Annotated in this window: 36 protein-coding genes; all 36 read left to right on the top strand. The window is 45.3% G+C overall.

The genetic code is table 11. The annotated features are described in order from the left end of the window. The first annotated feature begins 170 nt into the window (after window positions 1–170). The 36 genes from MKY85_RS26455 to rplQ all read left to right on the top strand — a co-directional run bounded on the left by MKY85_RS26455 (window position 171) and on the right by rplQ (window position 20,727). On the top strand, window positions 171–419 hold the full coding sequence (locus MKY85_RS26455; protein ID WP_047841123.1) for a ribosomal L7Ae/L30e/S12e/Gadd45 family protein: 249 nt from the start codon (window positions 171–173) through the stop codon (window positions 417–419). 153 nt (window positions 420–572) lie between these two features. Next, window positions 573–995 (top strand): 30S ribosomal protein S12, encoded by a 423-nt coding sequence (gene rpsL, locus MKY85_RS26450; RefSeq protein ID WP_017692070.1) that lies wholly within the window; start codon window positions 573–575, stop codon window positions 993–995. Between the two features lie 87 nt (window positions 996–1,082). Next, window positions 1,083–1,553: a 30S ribosomal protein S7 gene (rpsG, locus tag MKY85_RS26445; RefSeq protein WP_018753997.1), complete on the top strand. Its 471-nt coding sequence runs from the start codon at window positions 1,083–1,085 to the stop codon at window positions 1,551–1,553. A gap of 48 nt (window positions 1,554–1,601) precedes the next feature. Then, entirely contained in the window at window positions 1,602–3,680 is a 2,079-nt protein-coding gene (gene fusA, locus MKY85_RS26440; RefSeq protein WP_339238003.1) for an elongation factor G, read from the top strand. A 95-nt stretch (window positions 3,681–3,775) separates the two neighbouring features. Next, window positions 3,776–4,966, top strand: a complete 1,191-nt coding sequence (tuf, locus tag MKY85_RS26435; protein WP_062836181.1) for an elongation factor Tu — start codon at window positions 3,776–3,778, stop codon at window positions 4,964–4,966. A 437-nt stretch (window positions 4,967–5,403) separates the two neighbouring features. Beyond that, on the top strand, window positions 5,404–5,712 hold the full coding sequence (gene rpsJ, locus MKY85_RS26430; RefSeq protein WP_017692074.1) for a 30S ribosomal protein S10: 309 nt from the start codon (window positions 5,404–5,406) through the stop codon (window positions 5,710–5,712). Between the two features lie 46 nt (window positions 5,713–5,758). Continuing rightward, entirely contained in the window at window positions 5,759–6,382 is a 624-nt protein-coding gene (rplC, locus tag MKY85_RS26425) for a 50S ribosomal protein L3 (RefSeq protein WP_053779208.1), read from the top strand. 25 nt (window positions 6,383–6,407) lie between these two features. Further along, window positions 6,408–7,031, top strand: coding sequence for a 50S ribosomal protein L4 (gene rplD, locus MKY85_RS26420; protein WP_339237999.1), 624 nt, complete (start codon window positions 6,408–6,410; stop codon window positions 7,029–7,031). Next, the gene (gene rplW, locus MKY85_RS26415; RefSeq protein ID WP_017692077.1) at window positions 7,031–7,321 is read left to right on the top strand and encodes a 50S ribosomal protein L23; all 291 of its coding nucleotides are present in this window, start codon (window positions 7,031–7,033) and stop codon (window positions 7,319–7,321) included. Before rplD ends, rplW begins: the two co-directional genes overlap by 1 nt. A gap of 30 nt (window positions 7,322–7,351) precedes the next feature. Further along, window positions 7,352–8,182, top strand: coding sequence for a 50S ribosomal protein L2 (gene rplB / locus MKY85_RS26410; protein WP_017692078.1), 831 nt, complete (start codon window positions 7,352–7,354; stop codon window positions 8,180–8,182). A 71-nt stretch (window positions 8,183–8,253) separates the two neighbouring features. After that, on the top strand, window positions 8,254–8,532 hold the full coding sequence (gene rpsS / locus MKY85_RS26405) for a 30S ribosomal protein S19 (protein ID WP_062836183.1): 279 nt from the start codon (window positions 8,254–8,256) through the stop codon (window positions 8,530–8,532). Between the two features lie 35 nt (window positions 8,533–8,567). Beyond that, window positions 8,568–8,900 carry a 50S ribosomal protein L22 gene (gene rplV, locus MKY85_RS26400; protein ID WP_024633583.1) on the top strand — a complete coding sequence of 111 codons (333 nt, stop codon included), beginning with the start codon at window positions 8,568–8,570 and terminating at the stop codon, window positions 8,898–8,900. Window positions 8,901–8,915: 15 nt separating this feature from the next. Next, a complete protein-coding gene (gene rpsC, locus MKY85_RS26395; protein ID WP_339237997.1) occupies window positions 8,916–9,581 on the top strand; it encodes a 30S ribosomal protein S3 in 666 nt (221 codons plus the stop codon). Window positions 9,582–9,583: 2 nt separating this feature from the next. Next, a complete protein-coding gene (rplP, locus tag MKY85_RS26390) occupies window positions 9,584–10,018 on the top strand; it encodes a 50S ribosomal protein L16 (protein ID WP_017692082.1) in 435 nt (144 codons plus the stop codon). Then, window positions 10,008–10,205, top strand: a complete 198-nt coding sequence (gene rpmC, locus MKY85_RS26385) for a 50S ribosomal protein L29 (RefSeq protein ID WP_017692083.1) — start codon at window positions 10,008–10,010, stop codon at window positions 10,203–10,205. The genes rplP and rpmC overlap by 11 nt, the downstream gene beginning before the upstream one ends. Window positions 10,206–10,253: 48 nt before the next feature. Then, window positions 10,254–10,520, top strand: coding sequence for a 30S ribosomal protein S17 (gene rpsQ, locus MKY85_RS26380; protein WP_017692084.1), 267 nt, complete (start codon window positions 10,254–10,256; stop codon window positions 10,518–10,520). 34 nt (window positions 10,521–10,554) lie between these two features. Beyond that, on the top strand, window positions 10,555–10,923 hold the full coding sequence (gene rplN, locus MKY85_RS26375; RefSeq protein ID WP_017692085.1) for a 50S ribosomal protein L14: 369 nt from the start codon (window positions 10,555–10,557) through the stop codon (window positions 10,921–10,923). A gap of 40 nt (window positions 10,924–10,963) precedes the next feature. Further along, window positions 10,964–11,317: a 50S ribosomal protein L24 gene (gene rplX / locus MKY85_RS26370; protein ID WP_017692086.1), complete on the top strand. Its 354-nt coding sequence runs from the start codon at window positions 10,964–10,966 to the stop codon at window positions 11,315–11,317. Between the two features lie 32 nt (window positions 11,318–11,349). Further along, the gene (rplE, locus tag MKY85_RS26365) at window positions 11,350–11,892 is read left to right on the top strand and encodes a 50S ribosomal protein L5 (protein WP_253441169.1); all 543 of its coding nucleotides are present in this window, start codon (window positions 11,350–11,352) and stop codon (window positions 11,890–11,892) included. Window positions 11,893–11,965: 73 nt separating this feature from the next. Beyond that, on the top strand, window positions 11,966–12,151 hold the full coding sequence (locus MKY85_RS26360) for a type Z 30S ribosomal protein S14 (protein WP_013312154.1): 186 nt from the start codon (window positions 11,966–11,968) through the stop codon (window positions 12,149–12,151). A gap of 32 nt (window positions 12,152–12,183) precedes the next feature. Continuing rightward, on the top strand, window positions 12,184–12,582 hold the full coding sequence (rpsH, locus tag MKY85_RS26355) for a 30S ribosomal protein S8 (RefSeq protein ID WP_017692088.1): 399 nt from the start codon (window positions 12,184–12,186) through the stop codon (window positions 12,580–12,582). Window positions 12,583–12,612: 30 nt separating this feature from the next. Continuing rightward, window positions 12,613–13,155 (top strand): 50S ribosomal protein L6, encoded by a 543-nt coding sequence (gene rplF, locus MKY85_RS26350; protein ID WP_017692089.1) that lies wholly within the window; start codon window positions 12,613–12,615, stop codon window positions 13,153–13,155. A 117-nt stretch (window positions 13,156–13,272) separates the two neighbouring features. Next, complete coding sequence (gene rplR, locus MKY85_RS26345; RefSeq protein ID WP_017692090.1) at window positions 13,273–13,641, top strand: 50S ribosomal protein L18; 369 nt, start codon at window positions 13,273–13,275, stop codon at window positions 13,639–13,641. Between the two features lie 27 nt (window positions 13,642–13,668). Next, window positions 13,669–14,166: a 30S ribosomal protein S5 gene (rpsE, locus tag MKY85_RS26340; RefSeq protein WP_017692091.1), complete on the top strand. Its 498-nt coding sequence runs from the start codon at window positions 13,669–13,671 to the stop codon at window positions 14,164–14,166. Window positions 14,167–14,179: 13 nt separating this feature from the next. Next, window positions 14,180–14,365: a 50S ribosomal protein L30 gene (rpmD, locus tag MKY85_RS26335; protein WP_017692092.1), complete on the top strand. Its 186-nt coding sequence runs from the start codon at window positions 14,180–14,182 to the stop codon at window positions 14,363–14,365. Window positions 14,366–14,408: 43 nt separating this feature from the next. Continuing rightward, window positions 14,409–14,849, top strand: a complete 441-nt coding sequence (gene rplO / locus MKY85_RS26330) for a 50S ribosomal protein L15 (RefSeq protein ID WP_091020538.1) — start codon at window positions 14,409–14,411, stop codon at window positions 14,847–14,849. Continuing rightward, a complete protein-coding gene (secY, locus tag MKY85_RS26325; RefSeq protein ID WP_339257564.1) occupies window positions 14,849–16,147 on the top strand; it encodes a preprotein translocase subunit SecY in 1,299 nt (432 codons plus the stop codon). Before rplO ends, secY begins: the two co-directional genes overlap by 1 nt. Window positions 16,148–16,237: 90 nt before the next feature. Then, entirely contained in the window at window positions 16,238–16,882 is a 645-nt protein-coding gene (locus MKY85_RS26320; protein WP_339237992.1) for an adenylate kinase, read from the top strand. A gap of 3 nt (window positions 16,883–16,885) precedes the next feature. After that, window positions 16,886–17,638, top strand: a complete 753-nt coding sequence (gene map / locus MKY85_RS26315) for a type I methionyl aminopeptidase (protein ID WP_036607191.1) — start codon at window positions 16,886–16,888, stop codon at window positions 17,636–17,638. A gap of 10 nt (window positions 17,639–17,648) precedes the next feature. Further along, a complete protein-coding gene (locus tag MKY85_RS26310; RefSeq protein ID WP_091039171.1) occupies window positions 17,649–17,957 on the top strand; it encodes a KOW domain-containing RNA-binding protein in 309 nt (102 codons plus the stop codon). A 3-nt stretch (window positions 17,958–17,960) separates the two neighbouring features. Continuing rightward, a complete protein-coding gene (gene infA / locus MKY85_RS26305; RefSeq protein ID WP_017692098.1) occupies window positions 17,961–18,176 on the top strand; it encodes a translation initiation factor IF-1 in 216 nt (71 codons plus the stop codon). A gap of 152 nt (window positions 18,177–18,328) precedes the next feature. Continuing rightward, window positions 18,329–18,442, top strand: a complete 114-nt coding sequence (gene rpmJ, locus MKY85_RS26300; protein ID WP_003333770.1) for a 50S ribosomal protein L36 — start codon at window positions 18,329–18,331, stop codon at window positions 18,440–18,442. 20 nt (window positions 18,443–18,462) lie between these two features. Next, on the top strand, window positions 18,463–18,831 hold the full coding sequence (gene rpsM, locus MKY85_RS26295) for a 30S ribosomal protein S13 (protein WP_062329455.1): 369 nt from the start codon (window positions 18,463–18,465) through the stop codon (window positions 18,829–18,831). A 19-nt stretch (window positions 18,832–18,850) separates the two neighbouring features. After that, entirely contained in the window at window positions 18,851–19,246 is a 396-nt protein-coding gene (rpsK, locus tag MKY85_RS26290) for a 30S ribosomal protein S11 (protein ID WP_017692100.1), read from the top strand. Between the two features lie 136 nt (window positions 19,247–19,382). Beyond that, window positions 19,383–20,327, top strand: coding sequence for a DNA-directed RNA polymerase subunit alpha (locus tag MKY85_RS26285; protein ID WP_017692101.1), 945 nt, complete (start codon window positions 19,383–19,385; stop codon window positions 20,325–20,327). Between the two features lie 34 nt (window positions 20,328–20,361). Beyond that, on the top strand, window positions 20,362–20,727 hold the full coding sequence (rplQ, locus tag MKY85_RS26280) for a 50S ribosomal protein L17 (RefSeq protein ID WP_017692102.1): 366 nt from the start codon (window positions 20,362–20,364) through the stop codon (window positions 20,725–20,727). Window positions 20,728–20,741: the final 14 nt, after the last annotated feature.

Here is a 20,741-nt window from a genome sequence, read left to right as displayed (position 1 = left end):
TTGTACGTCAGGAGGTGGACGCTTGTATAGTGCAGGCGGACGAATCCTGATGTACGTAAACTTTTATAAAATCTTTTAGGATTAGCATTGACAATGCTTGCGCTAGATGCTAATATATCAAAGGTGCGTGGGCAGCTGATTGTACATGGTTCTATTCGGAGGAATGCACAATGTCTAATGAAAAAGCCTTGCAAGATGCTCATGTCAAAATAGGTACCAAACAGACCATGCGGATGGTGCAGACAGGTATGGCTTCTGAAGTCTATGTCGCAGAAGATAGTGATCCGCAGCTCACTTCCAAAATCATTGCCTTGTGTGAACAACACAATGTAAAGTACACGAAAGTGGATACAATGAAAAATCTCGGCAAAGCTTGCGGGATTGGAGTGGGAGCAGCTATGGCTGCTGTCGTAAAATGATAGTGTAAGGAACGTTTTTGTCCGAGAACTTTTAGGGATTCTCCAAGGCAAAAACTTTTCATTTGTCTTTTTATGAACCGCCTGGGTCTGTGGACTTAGCGAAAAGAGGTTTATAAAGAAACATGAATATTTGAGGAAGGGGGTGGCAATCACATGCCAACTATTAACCAACTGGTTCGTAAAGGACGTCAAGCAAAAGTTGAGAAGTCAAAATCTCCAGCTTTGCAAAAAGGATTCAACGCTTTGAAACGTGAATCTACTAACATCAGTGCCCCACAAAAACGTGGTGTCTGCACTCGTGTAGGTACAATGACTCCACGTAAACCAAACTCTGCACTTCGTAAGTATGCCCGTGTTCGTTTGACGAACCGTCTCGAGGTAACTGCTTATATCCCGGGAATCGGACATAACCTTCAAGAGCACAGTGTGGTATTGATCCGCGGAGGTAAAGTTAAAGACCTTGCAGGGGTTCGTTATCACATCGTTCGTGGAGCTCTCGATACTGCAGGCGTAAACAACCGTATGCAAGCTCGTTCGAAATACGGTGCAAAACGTCCAAAAGCTAAAAAAGCCTAAACCATTATAAGCAGAGAACCTGAAAGCCTTCTGGCTTAGGTCTGGAAGGTACAGGGTCTGCTGAACAAGAAAGAAAGGGGGATATCCATGCCACGCAAAGGTCCAGTTACGAAAAGAGACGTGTTGCCAGATCCGGTATACAACTCCAAGTTGGTTACTCGTTTGATCAATCGCATCATGCTCGACGGAAAACGCGGTGTTGCTCAAAGCATTCTGTATAATGCGTTCAAGTTGATTCAAGAACGTACGGGTAATGACCCGATGGAAGTATTTGAAGCAGCAATCAAGAATATCATGCCAGTCCTGGAAGTTAAAGCTCGCCGTGTCGGCGGTGCCAACTACCAAGTACCAATCGAGGTAAAACCAGAGAGACGTACTGCTCTGGGACTACGTTGGCTCGTGAACTACTCCCGCAACCGCGGTGAGAAAACAATGGAAGAGCGTTTGGCGGCTGAGATCATCGACGCTTCCAACAACACAGGCGCTTCCGTTAAAAAACGTGAAGATACGCACAAAATGGCTGAAGCGAACAAAGCGTTTGCTCACTACCGTTGGTAGGATTCAGTTCACAATAAAAAACTTCTATTTTGAAGGGAGACCCATTTCATGGCTAGAGAGTTCTCCTTAAAAAATACACGTAATATCGGGATCATGGCTCATATTGATGCGGGTAAAACCACGACAACTGAGCGGATCTTGTTCTACACAGGACGTACGCACAAAATCGGTGAAGTACACGAAGGCGCTGCGACAATGGACTGGATGGAACAGGAACAGGAGCGCGGAATTACGATTACTTCCGCTGCGACTACCGCTGCTTGGAAAGGCCACCGCGTTAATATTATTGATACCCCGGGACACGTTGACTTCACTGTTGAAGTTGAACGTTCCCTTCGTGTATTGGACGGAGCAGTTGGTGTATTCAGTGCGAAAGAAGGCGTTGAGCCTCAGTCTGAAACTGTATGGAGACAGGCTGACAAGTACGGCGTACCTCGTATCGCATATGTAAACAAAATGGATATCATCGGTGCTGACTTCTTGAACGTTGTATCCGACATGCGTGATCGCCTTCAAGCGAACGCTGTTGCGATTCAGCTTCCAATTGGCGCTGAAAATGATTTCATCGGTATTATCGATATTGTTGAACAAAAGGCTCATATGTACAAAGATGACCTTGGTCAAAATATCGAAGAAACAGAAATTCCTGCGGAATTCAAAGAGCAAGTTGAAGAACTCCGTAATGAATTGATTGAGCGTGTTGCAGAACTGGATGAAGAATTGACAATGAAGTACCTGGAAGGCGAAGAAATCTCTATTGAAGAGATCAAAGGCGCTCTCCGTAAAGGTGTTGTAGATGTTAAGATCTTCCCTGTTATCTGTGGATCCTCATATCGTAACAAAGGTGTTCAACTGATGTTGGATGCTGTTATCGACTACTTGCCAGCTCCAACAGATGTACCTTCAATCACTGGTCATCTTGAAGATGGAACTGAAGCAGTTCGTAAGTCCTCTGATGAAGAGCCATTCTCCGCATTGGCATTCAAAATCATGACTGACCCTTACGTTGGTAAATTGACATTCTTCCGCGTGTATTCCGGTATTCTTCAATCCGGTTCATATGTATTGAATGCAACTAAAAACAAACGTGAGCGTATCGGTCGTATCCTTCAAATGCATGCGAACAGCCGTCAAGAGATCACTGAAGTTTACTCCGGTGATATTGCAGCTGCCGTAGGTTTGAAAGATACCGGTACAGGTGATACACTATGTGATGAGAAAAATCCGGTTATCTTGGAGTCAATGAACTTCCCTGATCCGGTTATCGAAATCGCCGTTGAACCTAAAACCAAAGCTGACCAAGACAAAATGGGTGTTGCTCTCGGTAAGTTGACTGAAGAGGATCCAACTCTTCGTGCTCATACTGATGAAGAAACAGGTCAAACTATCTTGGCAGGTATGGGTGAGCTTCACCTTGATATCATCATCGACCGTATGCGTCGTGAGTTCAAGGTTGAAACTACTGTGGGTAAACCACAAGTAGCTTACCGTGAAACATTCCGTGCTCCAGCGCGCGTTGAAGGTAAATTCGTACGTCAATCCGGTGGTCGTGGTCAATACGGTCACGTATGGGTTGAATTCGAACCTCTCGAGCCGGGTACAGGCAGCCAGTTCGAAAGTAAGGTTGTCGGTGGTTCCGTTCCTAGAGAATACATTCAACCTGCACTGTCAGGGATTGAAGAGCAAATGAAAAACGGCGTTATCGCAGGCTTCCCGCTTGTTGACGTTAAGGCTACAATCGTAGACGGATCTTACCATGATGTCGATTCCAATGAGATGGCATTTAAAATTGCCGGATCAATGGCGCTTAAAGCGGCTAAAGACAAGTGTAAACCAGTTCTGCTTGAGCCTATCATGAAAGTAGAAGTAACAGTTCCAGAAGAGTACATGGGTGACGTAATGGGTATGTTGAACTCCCGTCGTGGCCGCATCGAAGGTATGGATTCCCGTAGTGGAGCTCAAATCATCCGTGCTAAGGTACCTTTGTCTGAAATGTTTGGTTACTCTACAACTCTTCGTTCCGGTACTCAAGGACGCGGCGTGTTCTCCATGGAACTCTCTCACTATGAAGAAGTTCCTAAGAGCATCGCTGAAGAAATCGTTGCCAAAACAAAAGGCACCGAGTAGTTTTCTCACACTGGATGTAAGTGCATAAGAATTCATTTCGGAGCACTTCATTCAGTGAAAACATAAAATTATAATTTTAAGGAGGCCACGTTCAAATGGCAAAGGCTAAATACGAACGTAATAAACCCCACGTTAACATCGGTACTATCGGTCACGTCGATCACGGTAAAACAACTCTGACTGCTGCAATCACAACTGTATTGTCCAAAACTTACGGTGGTGCTGCTGTAGCATTCGACCAAATCGACAAAGCTCCAGAAGAGCGCGAGCGCGGTATCACTATCTCCACAGCACACGTTGAGTACGAAACTGACACTCGTCACTACGCTCACGTAGACTGCCCAGGTCACGCCGACTATGTTAAAAACATGATCACTGGCGCGGCACAAATGGACGGAGCTATCTTGGTAGTATCCGCAGCTGACGGCCCAATGCCACAAACTCGTGAGCACATCTTGCTCTCCCGTCAAGTAGGCGTACCTTACATTGTTGTATTCTTGAACAAATGTGACATGGTCGAAGACGAAGAGTTGTTGGAATTGGTTGAGATGGAAGTTCGCGACCTTCTTAACGAATATGAGTTCCCAGGTGACGATACTCCAATCACTCGTGGATCTGCTCGTGAAGCACTGGCTAACCCAGATGGCGAATGGGCTCAAAAAATCGTTGAGATGTTCAAAGAAATCGACACTTACATCCCACTGCCTGAGCGTCAAACTGACAAGCCTTTCTTGATGCCTGTCGAGGACGTATTCTCTATCACTGGTCGTGGTACTGTTGCTACTGGCCGTGTAGAGCGTGGTACTGTTAAAGTCGGCGAAGAGATCGAAATCGTTGGTATCACTGAAGAAACTAAAAAATCTGTTGTAACTGGCGTTGAGATGTTCCGCAAATTGCTGGATTCCGCTCAAGCAGGTGACAACATCGGAGCACTTCTTCGTGGTGTTGACCGTAACAACATCGAGCGTGGCCAAGTTTTGGCTAAACCGGGTTCTGTTAAGCCTCACACAGAATTCACAGCTCAAATCTACGTTTTGACTAAAGAAGAGGGCGGACGTCACAAACCATTCTTCACTGGTTACCGTCCACAGTTCTACTTCCGTACAACTGACGTAACAGGCATCATCAACTTGCCTGAAGGTACTGAAATGGTAATGCCTGGTGATAACATCACAGTTACTGTTTCCCTGATCTCCCCAATTGCGATTGAAGAAGGAACTAAGTTCTCCATTCGTGAAGGTGGACGTACAGTAGGTGCCGGTTCCGTAGCATCGATCCAAAAATAATTCGGCTTAACGCTGAATAAAGCATATGCAACAGTGTACTGGAACGAGTAACATTGTATTGTAACGAAGCTTCGGAAGAGTTCTTTATCCGACATCGGATAAAGAACTCTTTTATTATGTGTAAAGTTTCGGAACCTGCGTCATATAAAATGAACATCATTTACGAGTTTAGAAGGATTGGCAAGGCAGCCTGGATATTGAAGATAAACACTACAATAAACGAAGTCATTTCATCAGAAAAGATAAGTTTAAATGTTTTTCTTAAATATGCTTGCAATACGCCTATCTTTTCTATATAATAATGAATGTTGTTCTGTGACGTTGCGATGATGTGAGAGGTTACTGGCACACCCGGCCCCTTTGCCATGGGACAGTGGCTAGAAAATTTTCACGGAGTATGTCCGATAAAAAATTGGGCGATAGAAGGAGGGACTAAAATGGCAAAGCAAAAAATTCGTATTCGTTTGAAAGCTTACGACCACAGAATTCTTGATCAATCCGCGGAGAAAATTGTTGAAACAGCAAAACGTTCGGGTGCAGGTGTATCCGGTCCGATTCCGCTTCCTACTGAAAAACAAATCATTACTATTCTTCGTGCGGTGCACAAGTACAAGGATTCTCGGGAACAATTCGAACAACGCACACATAAGCGTTTGATCGACATCGTTAACCCGACTCCACAAACTGTGGATGCCTTGATGCGCTTGGATCTGCCGTCCGGTGTAGATATCGAAATTAAATTGTAATACAAGCTACAACAAAGACCATGTATAGAGGAAAAGAGGTGTCAACATGAAAGCAATCTTAGGAAAAAAACTCGGAATGACTCAAGTATTTACTCCTGAAGGTAACGTTGTTCCAGTAACGGTTATCGAAGCAGGCCCTTGTGTTGTTTTGCAAAAGAAAGACATTGAGAACGATGGCTACGAAGCAATTCAAATCGGTTACTCCGATAAGAAAGAGAAAAATGCTAACAAGCCAGAAGCAGGTCACGCTAAAAAAGCGAACACTGCCCCTAAGCGCTACGTTCGTGAAGTTCGCGGTATCAACATCGCTGAATATGAAGTTGGCCAAGAACTGAAAGCTGACATTTTCGCTGAAGGCGAATTCGTTGACGTAACGGGTGTTTCTAAAGGTAAAGGTTTTGCCGGCGTAATCAAGCGTTGGGGACAAAGCACTGGACCTATGTCTCACGGTTCTCGTTATCACCGTGGCCCGGGTTCGATGGGTTCGATCCAAGCTAACCGCGTTCCTAAAGGCAAACGCCTGCCAGGACACATGGGACATGATACAGTTACAATTCAACGTCTTGAAGTAGTTAAAGTAGACGCTGAGCGTAACGTGTTGCTCGTGAAAGGTTCCATTCCTGGACCGAAAAACAGTCTCATCAAAGTTAAAGAAACGGTGAAAAAATAACCACTGAAGAAAGGAGGAACACAAAATGCCAAAAGTATCAGTTTACAATGTAGATGGTAGCCAAGTAGGCGAAGTAGAATTGAATGATGCGGTTTTCGGAATTGAACCGAACCAACACGTTCTGTACGATGCAGTTCTTATGCAACGCGCTTCCCTTCGTCAAGGTACCCACAAAGTAAAAGGACGTTCTGAAGTACGTGGCGGCGGACGTAAGCCTTGGAAACAAAAAGGTACAGGTCGCGCTCGTCAAGGTTCAATTCGTTCACCACAATGGAAAGGCGGCGGTATCGTATTTGGTCCAACACCACGGAGCTATGCGTATAAACTGCCTAAGAAAGTTCGTCGTTTGGCGATCAAATCAGCCCTTTCATCCAAAGTGCTTGACAATGACATTATCGTTTTGGACGCTCTCGCGTTGAGCACGCCTAAAACTAAAGAATTTGCAGCCATCTTGAGTAACCTCAAAGTGGGACGTAAGGCTTTGATCGTAGCTCCTAGCTATGATGATAATGTAGCTCTTTCCGCACGGAATATTCCAGGCGTGAAATTCGTAGCTGCTGACGGCATTAATGTTCTTGACGTGCTTTCGCACGACAAATTGATCATTACGAAAGAAGCAGTTCAGAAGGTAGAGGAGGTGCTCGCGTAATGAAGGATCCTCGTGATATTGTAAAACGTCCGATTATTACGGAACGTACTGCTGACATGATGAATGACTTGAAATATGTATTTGAAGTCGATATCCGTGCAAACAAAACCGAGATCAAAAAGGCAGTAGAAGCTATTTTCAACGTAAAAGTGAAAAACGTGAACACGCTTCGTGTTCCAGCTAAGCCAAAACGGTACGGACGTTATTCCGGATATACAAGCGAATGGAAAAAAGCGTTTGTAACGCTGACAAAAGACAGCAAAACGCTTGAGTTCTTTGAAACTGTATAATTGAATTTTTGAAGTAAGGAGGGAAACCCAGTGCCAATCAAAAAGTATAAACCAACATCCCCGGCAAGACGGAACATGTCCGTTTCTACATTTGAGGAAATCACCACAAATCAGCCGGAGAAATCGTTGTTGGCCCCGTTGAGCAAACAAGCAGGCCGCAACAACCAAGGTAAAATTACAGTTCGTCACCATGGTGGTGGACACAAACGTAAATACCGTATCATTGACTTCAAACGTACTAAAGATGGAATACCGGGCCGCGTTGCTACGATTGAGTATGACCCGAACCGTACATCTAACATCGCTCTGATTCATTATGCTGATGGTGAAAAGCGTTATATCATCGCTCCTAAAGGTTTGAAAGTTGGAGATCAAGTATTCTCCGGACCTGAATCAGACATTAAAATTGGTAACGCACTGCCACTCGAAAACATTCCAGTAGGTACCGTTATCCACAACATCGAGTTGAAACCAGGTAAAGGCGGACAATTGGTTCGTGCTGCTGGTACAGAAGCTCAATTGCTTGGTAAAGAAGAAAAATACGTATCCGTTCGTCTCTCTTCCGGAGAAGTTCGTCGTATTTTGAAAGTTTGCCGCGCGACAATCGGATCTGTTGGTAACCAAGACCACGAGCTCATCAAAATCGGTAAAGCCGGTCGTAGCCGTTGGTTGGGTAAACGTCCTGAGGTTCGTGGTGTAGTAATGAACCCTAACGATCACCCACACGGTGGTGGTGAAGGTCGTGCTCCAATCGGACGTAAATCGCCAATGTCACCATGGGGTAAACCTACTCTTGGTTACAAAACGCGTAAGAAAAATAAAGCTTCTGATAAATACATCATTCGCCGCCGCACGAAGTAATACACACTGTGCATAACTTCGTGAGGCATCTGCGGATGCATAATAGCTACGTTTGAAGGGAGGATCTCCACATGGGTCGCAGTTTGAAAAAAGGGCCATTCATTGATGGCTACATGCTCAAAAAGGTAGAAGAGATGGAAGCTTCAGGTAAGAAGAACGTTATCAAAACCTGGTCCCGTCGTTCTACAATTTTCCCACAATTCATCGGACACACATTTGGCGTTTACGACGGTCGTAAACACGTGCCAGTGTATGTAACTGAGGACATGGTTGGACACAAACTGGGTGAGTTCGCTCCAACCCGTACGTACAAAGGCCATACTGATGATGATAAGAAAACAAGAAGATAAATGAACATCTTTAATGTTTGAGAGGAGGTTACACAATGGAAGCAAAAGCACATGCTAAGTTTATCCGGATTGCTCCTCGTAAAGTTCAACTCGTTGTTGACTTGATTCGCGGCAAGCAAGTAGGTGAGGCGGTTGCCATTCTCCGTCACACTCCGAAATCCGCTTCTCCAATCGTTGAGAAGTTGCTTAACTCCGCTATTGCGAATGCGGAACATAACTATTCTTTGGATGTTAACAACTTGGTTATCTCGCAAGCTTACGTGAACCAAGGACCGACAATGAAACGTTTCCGCCCTCGTGCAATGGGACGTGCAAGTCGTATTAACAAACGTACTAGCCACATTACTTTGGTGGTATCTGAGAAGTAGAAGGAGGGGAAATGTGTGGGCCAAAAGGTAAATCCAGTCGGACTCCGTGTCGGAATTATCCGTGACTGGGAATCTAAGTGGTATGCAGGCAAAGACTTCGGTGATCTTTTGATGGAAGACGTGAAAATTCGTGAATTCCTGAAAAATAAATTGAAAGACTCCGCTTTATCTCGTGTAGAAATTGAGAGAGCGGCTAACCGCGTAAACGTAACGATTCACACTGCTAAACCAGGTATGGTAATTGGTAAAGGTGGTTCGGAAGTTGAAAATCTTCGTAATCAAATTACGAAAATTGCTGGCGGTAAAAAAGTACACATCAACATTTCTGAAATTAAAAACCAAGACTTGGACGCTATTCTTGTAGCTGAAAGCATTGCACAACAATTGGAACGTCGCGTTTCTTTCCGTCGTGCTCTGAAACAAGCGATTCAAAGAACTATGCGCTCCGGTGCTAAAGGTATCAAAACTCAAGTAGGCGGACGTCTTGGCGGTGCTGAGATCGCACGTTCTGAAGGCTACAGCGAAGGAACTGTTCCACTGCACACACTGCGTGCTGACATTGACTATGGTACAGCAGAGGCTCATACTACTTACGGACGTATTGGCGTAAAAGTATGGATCTATCGTGGAGAGGTTCTTCCTACGGCTAAGAAACAAGCTGCTAAGGAAGGAGGCAACTAATCATGTTGGTACCAAAACGCGTAAAACACCGTAAGCAACAACGTGGACATATGAAAGGCCAAGCTAAAGGCGGAACAACTCTGAACTTTGGCGAATACGGTCTGCAAGCTACGGAACCGGCTTGGATTACGAACCGTCAGATCGAAGCTGCTCGTATTGCAATGACTCGTTACATCAAACGTGGTGGTAAAGTTTGGATCAAAATCTTCCCAGACAAACCAATCACTCAAAAGCCTCTCGAGGTTCGGATGGGTAGCGGTAAAGGTAACGTAGAAAAATGGGTTGCAGTAGTGAAACCAGGTAAGATCATGTTTGAACTTGCTGGTGTACCGGAGGAAATTGCACGCGAAGCAATGCGTCTTGCCGCTCACAAACTGCCAATCAAAACGAAGTTCGTGAAACGTGAAGAATTGGGTGGTGAAGCAAATGAAAGCTAGTGAATTTCGCAACCTAACCTCTGCTGAAATCGAGCAAAAGATTGCCGGATTTAAAGAAGAACTCTTTAACCTCCGCTTTCAATTAGCTACCGGTCAGCTGGATAACCCGACTCGCATCCGTGATGTGCGGAAAGAAATAGCTCGTGCTAAAACCATTATCCGTGAGAGAGAATTGGGAATCGGTTAATTAGGGATAGGATGGACAATCCGTCCGTAATCAGGAAGGAGGCCAACAATGAGCGAAGAACGTAACGCACGTAAAGTGCAAACTGGTAAAGTGGTCAGCGATAAAATGGACAAAACAATTGTTGTTGCTGTAGAAACTTACAAAAAACACAACTTGTACCATAAGCGCATTAAGGTTACTAAAAAATTCAAAGCACATGACGAAGAAAACACTGCGAAAATCGGTGACACGGTGAAAATCATGGAGACTCGTCCGCTTTCGAAAGATAAACGCTGGAGACTTACTGAAATCGTAGAAAAAGCGGTTATCATCTAATGCTCAGCAGCACTGCTGAAAGGAGGAATACTAAATGATTCAACCATTTACACGTTTGACTGTGGCTGACAACTCCGGTGCGAAGGAACTGATGTGTATCCGCGTACTCGGCGGTACGGGACGTCGTACAGCTCAAATCGGTGATCTGATCGTTTGTTCTGTTAAACAAGCAACACCAGGCGGCGTTGTCAAAAAAGGTGATGTAGTTAGAGCGGTTGTCGTTCGTACGAAACGTTCTGTACGTCGTAAAGACGGTTCCTACATCGGTTTTGATGAAAATGCAGCGGTTGTTGTAAAAGACGACAGAAGCCCACGTGGAACACGTATTTTCGGACCAGTTGCTCGCGAACTTCGCGATAAAGACTTCATGAAAATCGTTTCCTTGGCTCCAGAAGTAATCTAAAGCTTTAATCTCGTGATGTTAGAAACAGGAGGTGTACGAAATGCCAAGAGTGAAAAAAGTTCTGGAATCCCATAACAACAAACTTCACGTTAAAAAGGAAGATACGGTTATGGTGATCAGCGGTAAAGACAAAGGTAAAAAAGGCCGTGTCATCGCTGCTTATCCTCGTGAGAACCGCGTCCTTGTGGAAGGTGTTAACATGGTGAAAAAACACCAGAAGCCTAACCAGCAAAACCCGCAAGGCGGCATTATCGAGAAGGAAGCTCCGATTCACGTTTCCAACGTAATGCACATCGATCCGAAGAGCGGAAAAGTAACCCGTGTAGGTTACAAAGTTTTGGATAACGGAAAGAAAGTGCGCGTTGCTAAACGTTCCGGAGAAATTATCGACTAATTGAACCGAATGAGAAAGGAGGGCTATGATTCATGGCATCAAGAATGAAAGAACGTTACCTGCAAGAAATCGCTCCTGCTTTGATGCAGAAGTTTAACTATACAACGGTAATGCAAGTGCCGAAAATCGAGAAAATCGTTATCAACATGGGTGTGGGCGACGCTGTCCAAAACTCCAAAGTGTTGGATTCCGCAGTAAACGATTTGCAACTGATCGCAGGTCAAAAACCTGTAATCACTCGTGCAAAAAAATCAATCGCAGGATTCAAACTGCGTGAGAATATGCCTATCGGTGTGAAAGTAACATTGCGCGGCGAGCGTATGTACTTCTTCCTCGATAAACTGTTCAACGTTACGCTTCCTCGTGTCCGCGACTTCCGCGGTGTATCGAGCAAAGCTTTCGACGGACGTGGTAACTACACACTGGGTCTGAAAGAGCAATTGATCTTCCCAGAGATCGAGTATGATAAAGTTGATAAAGTCCGCGGTATGGATATAGTCATCGTAACAACGGCGAAAACAGACGAAGAGTCCCGCGAATTGCTCACGCAAATGGGAATGCCTTTCGTTAAGTAATGTTGGCATAACGTTTCCGGGTGTCTGGAAAGACTCCCTTTTCTCCGAAATTATTTAGGAGGTGTCAGGCTAAGTGGCAAAAACTTCGATGAAAGTTAAACAACAACGTACACCAAAGTTTAAAGTACGTGCATATACACGCTGTGAGCGTTGCGGACGTCCACATTCGGTCCTGCAAAAGTTCAAAATTTGCAGAATTTGCTTCCGTGAATTAGCTTATAAAGGCCAGATCCCTGGCGTGAAAAAAGCAAGCTGGTAAAAAGTCCTGAACGGGAAGGAGGTTAACTCACAATGACTATGTCTGATCCAATTGCAGATATGCTTACTCGTATTCGTAACGCGAACACTGTTCGTCACGAAACGGTAGAAATGCCTGCTTCGACAATGAAAAAACAAATCGCCGATATCCTGAAGCGTGAAGGTTTCATCCGTGACGCTGAAGTTATCGATGATAACAAACAAGGGATTATCCGTGTTTTCCTGAAATACGGTCAAAATAACGAGCGCGTTATCACTGGTCTGAAAAGAATCAGTAAACCTGGTCTTCGTGTTTACACGAAAAGCAATGAAGTACCTCGTGTACTTGGTGGCCTGGGAATCGCGATCATCTCGACATCCAAAGGTATCATGACGGACAAAGAAGCTCGTCAATCGAAATCCGGCGGAGAAGTCGTTTGCTACGTTTGGTAATATAACGTCACAAGATAGGAGGTGCAACATATGTCTCGTATTGGTCGCAAACCAATCACAGTACCAAGTGGTGTAGACATCACCCTGGACAACACCGTTATTACGGTAAAAGGACCAAAAGGAACTTTGACTCGTGAGCTTCATAAAGACATGAAGGTTACAGTTGAAAATAACGAAATCACAGTTGTGCGTCCTTCCGATAACAAAACTCACCGTTCTTTGCACGGCACAACGCGCAGCGTTGTAAACAATATGGTGAGCGGCGTTACTGAAGGATTCGCGAAATCTCTGGAATTGGTTGGGGTCGGATATCGTGCAAGCAAATCCGGAGATAAAATCGTTCTGAACGTTGGTTACTCTCACCCGGTTGAAATTACACCGGAAGCGGGAATTGAATTCGAAGTACCTTCGAATACAAAAATCATCGTTCGCGGAATCGACAAAGAGCGTGTAGGTGCTTACGCTGCTAAAATCCGTTCCGTACGTGAACCTGAGCCATACAAAGGTAAAGGTATTAAATATGAAGGCGAGCGTATCATCCGTAAGGAAGGTAAAGCCGGTAAGAAGAAATAAGATTTCTCTTACCGCCTTTGCGCGGCTTTCGGCTTGCTTGCTTCGTGTGTTTCTAATATACCCCGTGGCTTCTGCTTTGAAGCCAGCGAGGTAACCTGAAAGGAGTGAATCTTTGAGATGATTACGAAACCAGATAAAAATAAGGCTCGTCTGAAAAGACACCTTCGTGTTCGTAAGAAAATCCAAGGAACGGCAGCACGTCCTCGTTTGAACGTATTCCGTTCTGGTAAACATATGTATGCTCAAATCATCGATGATGTTGCTGGTGTAACAATCGCTTCCGCGTCTACCGTAGACAAAGAATTGAGCACTGACATCAAAAATGGTGCATCTGTTGAATCAGCTCGTAAAGTTGGCGAACTCGTTGCTAAACGTGCGAAAGACAAAGGTGTTTCCAACATCGTATTTGACCGTAGCGGATATCTGTACCATGGTCGTATCGCAGCTTTGGCTGAAGCGGCTCGTGAAGCAGGACTTGAGTTTTAAGATATTTTTCAAAAGGAGGTTAACGACTTGCGTGTAGATCCGAATACTTTGGAACTGACTGAAAGAGTTGTAAATATTAATCGCGTAGCTAAAGTAGTAAAAGGCGGACGCCGTTTCAGCTTTAGCGCACTGGTTGTAGTCGGCGACGGCAACGGCTGGGTTGGAGCTGGTATCGGTAAAGCGGGCGAAGTACCTGATGCAATTCGCAAAGGTATTGAAGACGCTAAGAAAAACCTTGTACACGTTCCACTCGTAGGAACATCGATTCCTCACTTGGTAACAGGTAAGTTCGGCGCAGGACGCGTGCTGTTGAAACCAGCATCTGAAGGTACTGGTGTTATCGCTGGTGGTCCTGTACGTGCGGTTCTCGAACTTGCTGGTGTAGGTGACATTTTGACAAAATCTCTGGGTTCTTCGAATTCCATGAACATGGTCAATGCGACTTTGGAAGGTTTGTCCCGTTTGAAGCGTGCTGAAGACGTGGCTAAACTGCGCGGAAAATCCGTCGAAGAGCTTCTGGGTTAAGGAGGGAATTCTCATGGCTAAATTAGAAATTACCCTCGTCCGCAGTTTGATCGGACGTCCGGAGACGCAAAGAACAACTGTGAAAACATTGGGTTTGCGCAAAATCAATAGCAAAGTGGTTCAAAACGATAATCCTGCCATCCGTGGTATGATTAACAAAGTAAGCCACTTGGTTGCTGTTAAAGAAGTAGAAGCTTAAAAACGGGTTAATCCCACAAATCTTTAAGGAGGTGCAACGAACGATGAAGTTACATGAGCTTTCACCATCTCCTGGATCCCGCAAAGAACGTAAACGTGTTGGTCGCGGTCCAAGTAGTGGTACAGGTAAAACATCAGGTCGCGGTCACAAAGGACAAAATTCTCGTTCTGGCGGTGGAGTTCGTCCAGGCTTCGAAGGTGGACAAAATCCATTGTATCGTCGCTTGCCAAAACGTGGTTTTGTAAACCCAACTCGCAAAGAATATGCAGTTGTGAATACTGAAGACCTGAACAGTTTTGCAGCGGGTACTGAAGTAACTCCAGAATTCTTGATGACGAATGGCGTAGTTAAAAACGCTAAATCCGGAATCAAAATTCTGGGTAACGGTGATGTCACTGTGAAGCTGACTGTTAAAGCTAACAAGTTTTCTCAATCTGCTATTGAGAAAATTGAAGCTGCTGGCGGTACAACTGAGGTGATTTAATGTTCAAGACCCTAAAGAATATCTGGCGGGTTGAAGATCTGCGCAAAAGGGTATTATTTACCCTTTTTGTACTGATCATTTACCGCATCGGCTCCTTTGTCCCCGTGCCGGGAGTTAACAAAGATGTGTTCGAAGCGACAAATTCTGCGGGTAAAGAAGTTTTTGGACTTCTCAATACGTTCTCGGGTGGAGCGCTCTTCCAGTTCTCGATATTTGCGCTCGGGATCGTGCCTTACATCACTGCGTCTATCATAGTACAGTTGCTTTCCATGGACGTTATTCCTAAATTAGCGGAGTGGGCAAAGCAAGGTGAACAAGGTAAGAAGAAATCTGCACAGTTGACCCGTTATTTAACCATCGGGCTGGCATTGATTCAAGCGTTTGGTACGTCGATCGGATTCAACCGCTTGTACAATACAGAGATGGTGCCTAACGCTACATTTGCAGATTATATCTTGATCGCGATTGTACTTACGGCCGGTACTTCATTCCTGATGTGGCTTGGTGAGCAAATCACCGAGAAGGGCATAGGAAACGGAATTTCGATCTTGATCTTTGCAGGTATCCTATCTACGGTGCCTAATATTATCAAACAAACGATCGAATCTGACTTCATCCAACCTGACCAACTGTTTATGAATATTCTTAAAGGTGTAATCATCGCAATTGTTATTGTGCTGATCATCATAGGGGTCATTTACATTCAGCAGGCGATTCGGAAAATTCCTGTACAGTACGCTAAACGTGTCGTAGGTAACAAAATGTACGGTGGACAGAATACACATATCCCGCTGAAAATTAATGCAGCAGGTGTTATCCCTGTCATCTTTGCTTCATCGCTGTTGATGTTCCCAACGATCATCGCCAACTTCTGGGCAGATCGCATCTGGGCACAGTGGATCGGACAGAATCTGACTACACACAAACCTCTGGGTATGTTACTGTATGTTGTGATGATCTTCGGTTTCACATTCTTCTATACTTTTGTACAGATGAATCCACAGCAGATGGCTGATAATATGAAAAAGAACGGCGGTTACATCCCAGGCATTCGCCCGGGTAAAGCAACCGAGAAATATCTGACCCGTGTCATGACTCGTTTGACAATGGCCGGAGCCATCTTCTTGGCAGTCATTTCCGTTCTGCCTGTATTCTTAGGGGCACTTTCTGGTTTGCCTCAATCTGCGCAAATTGGAGGAACATCCCTCCTGATCGTTATCGGTGTTGCGCTGGATACGATGAAGCAAATCGAAAGCCAATTGATCAAACGCCACTACAAAGGTTTTATCAATAAATAGGCAATAGGTACCGGTCGAGTGAAGATTTACTTGCCGGCACCTATTGTGCTGTTTGTTGATGTAGGGTAGTCTTGGAGGGAGTGACATAACGTGAACATCCTATTCATGGGCCCTCCTGGGGCAGGAAAAGGAACACAAGCAGACGTCATCGTGAAAGAGTTCGGTATTCCCCATATTTCAACAGGCGATGCATTTCGTCTAGCGATCAAACAGGGAACTCCCATTGGCCTGAAAGCCAAGGAATATATGGATCAAGGATTGCTTGTACCAGATGATGTAACCATTGGCATCGTTGAAGAACGTTTGCAGCAGCCTGACTGCAGAGAAGGTTTCCTCTTGGACGGATTTCCAAGAACCCTGTCACAAGCAGAAGCGCTCGATGGCATTCTGGACCGATTGAACTCAGGTCTCGATCATGTAATCAACCTGAAAGTGGATCGCAACAAATTACTCGCTCGTTTAACGGGTCGTCGGATTTGTAAAAACTGTGGTTCCACTTATCATGTGGTATTCAATCCGCCTAAGCAGGAAGGTATTTGTGATAAATGCGCTGGTGAGTTGTATCAACGCTCTGATGATAATGAAGAGAGTGTAGGTACACGACTGGACGAGTATATCAACAAAACAGCACCACTCCTCACGTTCTATGAGACTAAAGGTCTTCTTCGTCAAGTGAACGGAGAACAGGATATCGATCAAGTTTCTCAAGAAATCGTGTCCTTACTGAGAGGTTAATTGATGATCATTGGTAAGTCCGAAACGGAACTGGGCTTGATGAGGGAAGCAGGGAGAATTGTTGCGGAAACGCATCGTCTCTTGGCAGAGCATATCGCTCCCGGTATTACGACTGGTGAACTTGACCATATGGCTGATCAATATATCCGCAGTCAAGGAGCTGTGCCGTCTTTCAAAGGTTATAACGGTTTCCCTGCCAGTGTGTGCGCTTCAGTAAATGAAGAGTTGGTACATGGATTTCCCGGCAAACGCAAGTTGAACGAGGGCGATATCGTTACGTTTGACATTGGCGCGCAGTACCAGGGGTATCATGGAGATTCCGCCTGGACTTATCCGGTCGGCCGTATTTCCGAAGAAGCCCGTCGTCTTCTGGACGTTACCGAGGCTTCGTTATACGCAGGTCTGGCGCTGGTAAAACCGGACGTTCGCTTGTTTACAATATCTCATGCGATTCAGAAATATATTGAAGATGAAGGGTTCTCAGTTGTTCGTGAATATGTCGGTCACGGCATAGGCGCAGATCTGCACGAAGAACCACAGATTCCGAACTATGGTCTTCCCGATCGGGGACCACGGCTCAAAGCGGGCATGGTGCTGGCCATAGAGCCGATGGTTAACGTAGGAAGACGGTATGTGAAAACGTTGGAAGATAACTGGACTGTCGTCACGGTTGATGGAAAGTTATGTGCCCACTTTGAACACACCGTAGCAGTTACACCAGATGGTATGGAAATTTTCACGAAACTGAATGCGTAGGTGATGAGGCATGAACAGTCAGTCTAATCCGCAGCTCGGTCAACTTGTGAAGATCCGTAAAGGCCGCAATGCGGACCAAGCCGCAGTAATTGTTGCTATAGCGGACAGTAAGTTCGTATATATCGCGGATGGAGACAAACGTAAGTTTGATCAACCCAAGAAGAAGAATCTTCTTCATCTTGAACTCCAGCCCATGATTAGCAGCGAGGTTGTGAACAGTTTAAACGAGAGTGGTCGGGTGACAAATGGAAAGCTCCGCTATGCGGTCCATTCATTTCTGGAATCCACCAACATTCAAGCTGAAGAGAAAGGAGACTGACTAATGGCCAAGGAAGATGTCATTGAAGTGGAAGGTACGGTTCTTGAACCGCTACCGAATGCAACATTCAAGGTTGAGCTTGAGAACGGTCATCAAATTCTCGCTCACGTTTCCGGAAAACTACGGATGCACTTTATTCGTATCCTGACTGGAGACAAAGTAGTTGTTCAGTTGTCGCCTTATGATTTAACAAAAGGTCGTATAACTTACCGTAAATAGTAGTAGACAGTTGCAATGAACTGTGAAGCTTATGAAGCGGGTTTTGCCCGGCAAAACTTGCGAAAGCTTCGAAGCCGGTTTTACAATAGTAGAACAAGGTCAATGCTTACGAAGAGGGTTTTGCTTAGCAAAACTTTGAGGAGGTAATTCACATGAAGGTAAGACCTTCGGTCAAGCCGATTTGCGAAAAATGCAAAGTCATTCGCCGCAAAGGGAATGTTATGGTTATCTGTGAAAATCCGAAACACAAACAAAAACAAGGTTAAAGAAGGGGGTGTAGCGTAAAATGGCACGTATAGCTGGTGTGGATTTGCCACGTGATAAGCGCGTTGAGATCGCCTTGACTTATATTTTCGGAATCGGTAAAACGACTTCCCAGAAAATTCTGAGCACAACAGGCATCAATCCGGACACTCGTGTTCGTGATTTGACGGAAGATGAAGTCAGCAAATTGCGTGAAAGTATCGATAAAGAGGTCAAAGTAGAAGGTGACCTGCGTCGAGAAATCTCTTTGAATATTAAACGTTTGACGGAGATCGGTTGTTACCGTGGAGTTCGTCATCGTCGTGGTCTGCCTGTTCGTGGACAACGTACGAAAACGAATGCTCGTACTCGTAAAGGTCCTCGTCGTACAGTAGCGAACAAGAAGAAATAATAAGGGGGGATAAGAGAAAATGGCTAAACCGAAAAAAGTCGTACGTACTAAACGTCGTGACCGTAAGAATATTGAATCTGGCGTGGCACATATCCGTTCCACTTTCAATAACACTATCGTTACTATTACGGATCCTCACGGAAATGCAATTTCGTGGGCAAGCTCCGGCGGTCTCGGATTCAGAGGTTCCCGTAAATCGACTCCGTTTGCTGCACAAATGGCTGCTGAGACTGCTGCCAAAGCTGCAATGGAACATGGGATGAAAGCCGTTGAGGTTATGGTTAAAGGACCAGGCGCAGGCCGTGAAGCAGCGATCCGCTCTTTGCAAGCTGCTGGTCTTGAAGTTAACCTGATCAAAGACGTAACTCCAGTCCCGCATAACGGATGCCGTCCTCCAAAACGTCGTCGTGTCTAATGAGATTTGCCCCTGCGTGTGGTATATTTCCGGCACAATCTGCTAATAATGGTTGTTTAGGCATACTACTACATGTTTTCGCAAGAGAAGGTAAATGTTTCATAGAGGACCGACGTTTTGAAGGAGGGGTATTGCAGTGATTGAAATCGAAAAGCCGAAAATTGAGACGGTAGACGTCAACGATGATGGCACCTATGGGAAATTCGTAGTAGAACCGCTTGAGCGCGGATACGGTACGACGCTTGGAAACTCGCTTCGCCGAATCTTGCTCTCGTCACTGCCGGGTGCGGCAGTGTCTTCGGTTCAAATCGATGGCGTTCTGCATGAATTTGCTACAGTTCCTGGCGTAATGGAAGATGTTACGGAGGTTATTCTTAACCTGAAAGCTTTGTCGCTTAAGATTCATTCGGATGAGGAGAAAGTGCTCGAGATTGATGCTGAAGGCGAAGGAGCAATTACGGCTGGAGATATCCGTGCTGACTCCGATGTGGAAATCCTTAACCCGGATCTGCACATCGCTACGCTCGGACCAGGTTCGAGACTTCACATGCGTATTTTTGCCAATCGCGGTCGCGGCTACGTCCAGGCAGATCGGAATAAACGCGATGACCAGCCGATCGGCGTCATCCCAGTCGATTCCATCTTCACCCCGATCAGTCGCGTTAACTACGCTGTGGAAAATACGCGTGTCGGTCAAGTGACCAACTATGACAAGCTCACGTTGGAAGTTTGGACTGATGGAAGTATTCGTCCTGAAGAGGCTGTAAGCCTTGGCGCTAAAATTTTGACTGAGCATTTGATGCTCTTCGTGGGTCTTACAGACGAGGCGAAAGATGCAGAGATCATGGTCGAAAAAGAAGAAGACAAAAAAGAAAAAGTACTCGAAATGACGATCGAAGAGCTGGATCTCTCTGTTCGTTCCTACAACTGCCTCAAACGTGCCGGTATTAATACCGTGCAAGAGCTGACTACGAAAACGGAAGAAGACATGATGAAAGTCCGTAACCTCGGACGCAAGTCTTTGGAAGAAGTTCAAGAGAAGCTTGAGGAACTTGGTTTGGGACTCCGTACAGAAGAATAGACAGCCGAGTGCTTGAAGTGAAGGAGGGAAAACAATGGCATACCAAAAGTTGGGCCGTAATTCCAGCGCACGTAAAGCTTTGTTCCGTGACCTGGTAACCGACCTGTTCTTATACGAACGCATTCAGACAACTGAAGCGAAAGCAAAAGAGGTTCGCTCTATTGCTGAAAAACTGATCACTAAAGCGAAAAAGGGAGATCTTCATGCCCGTCGCCAAGTGGCAGCTTATGTTCGCCGCGAAACTATCGATGGTGAGCAAGATGCAATCCAAAAACTGTTTAGCGAATTGTCCGGTCGTTACGCTGAGCGTCCAGGTGGATACACTCGTATCTTGAAACTGGGACCTCGTCGTGGTGACGCAGCGCCAATGGTTTACTTGGAACTGGTAGACCGCGCGTAAAACAGATGAGATGA

It is taken from the genome of Paenibacillus sp. FSL R5-0749 (assembly GCF_038595085.1).
Lineage (GTDB): Bacteria > Bacillota > Bacilli > Paenibacillales > Paenibacillaceae > Paenibacillus.
This window is presented reverse-complemented; position numbering and strand designations above follow the sequence as displayed.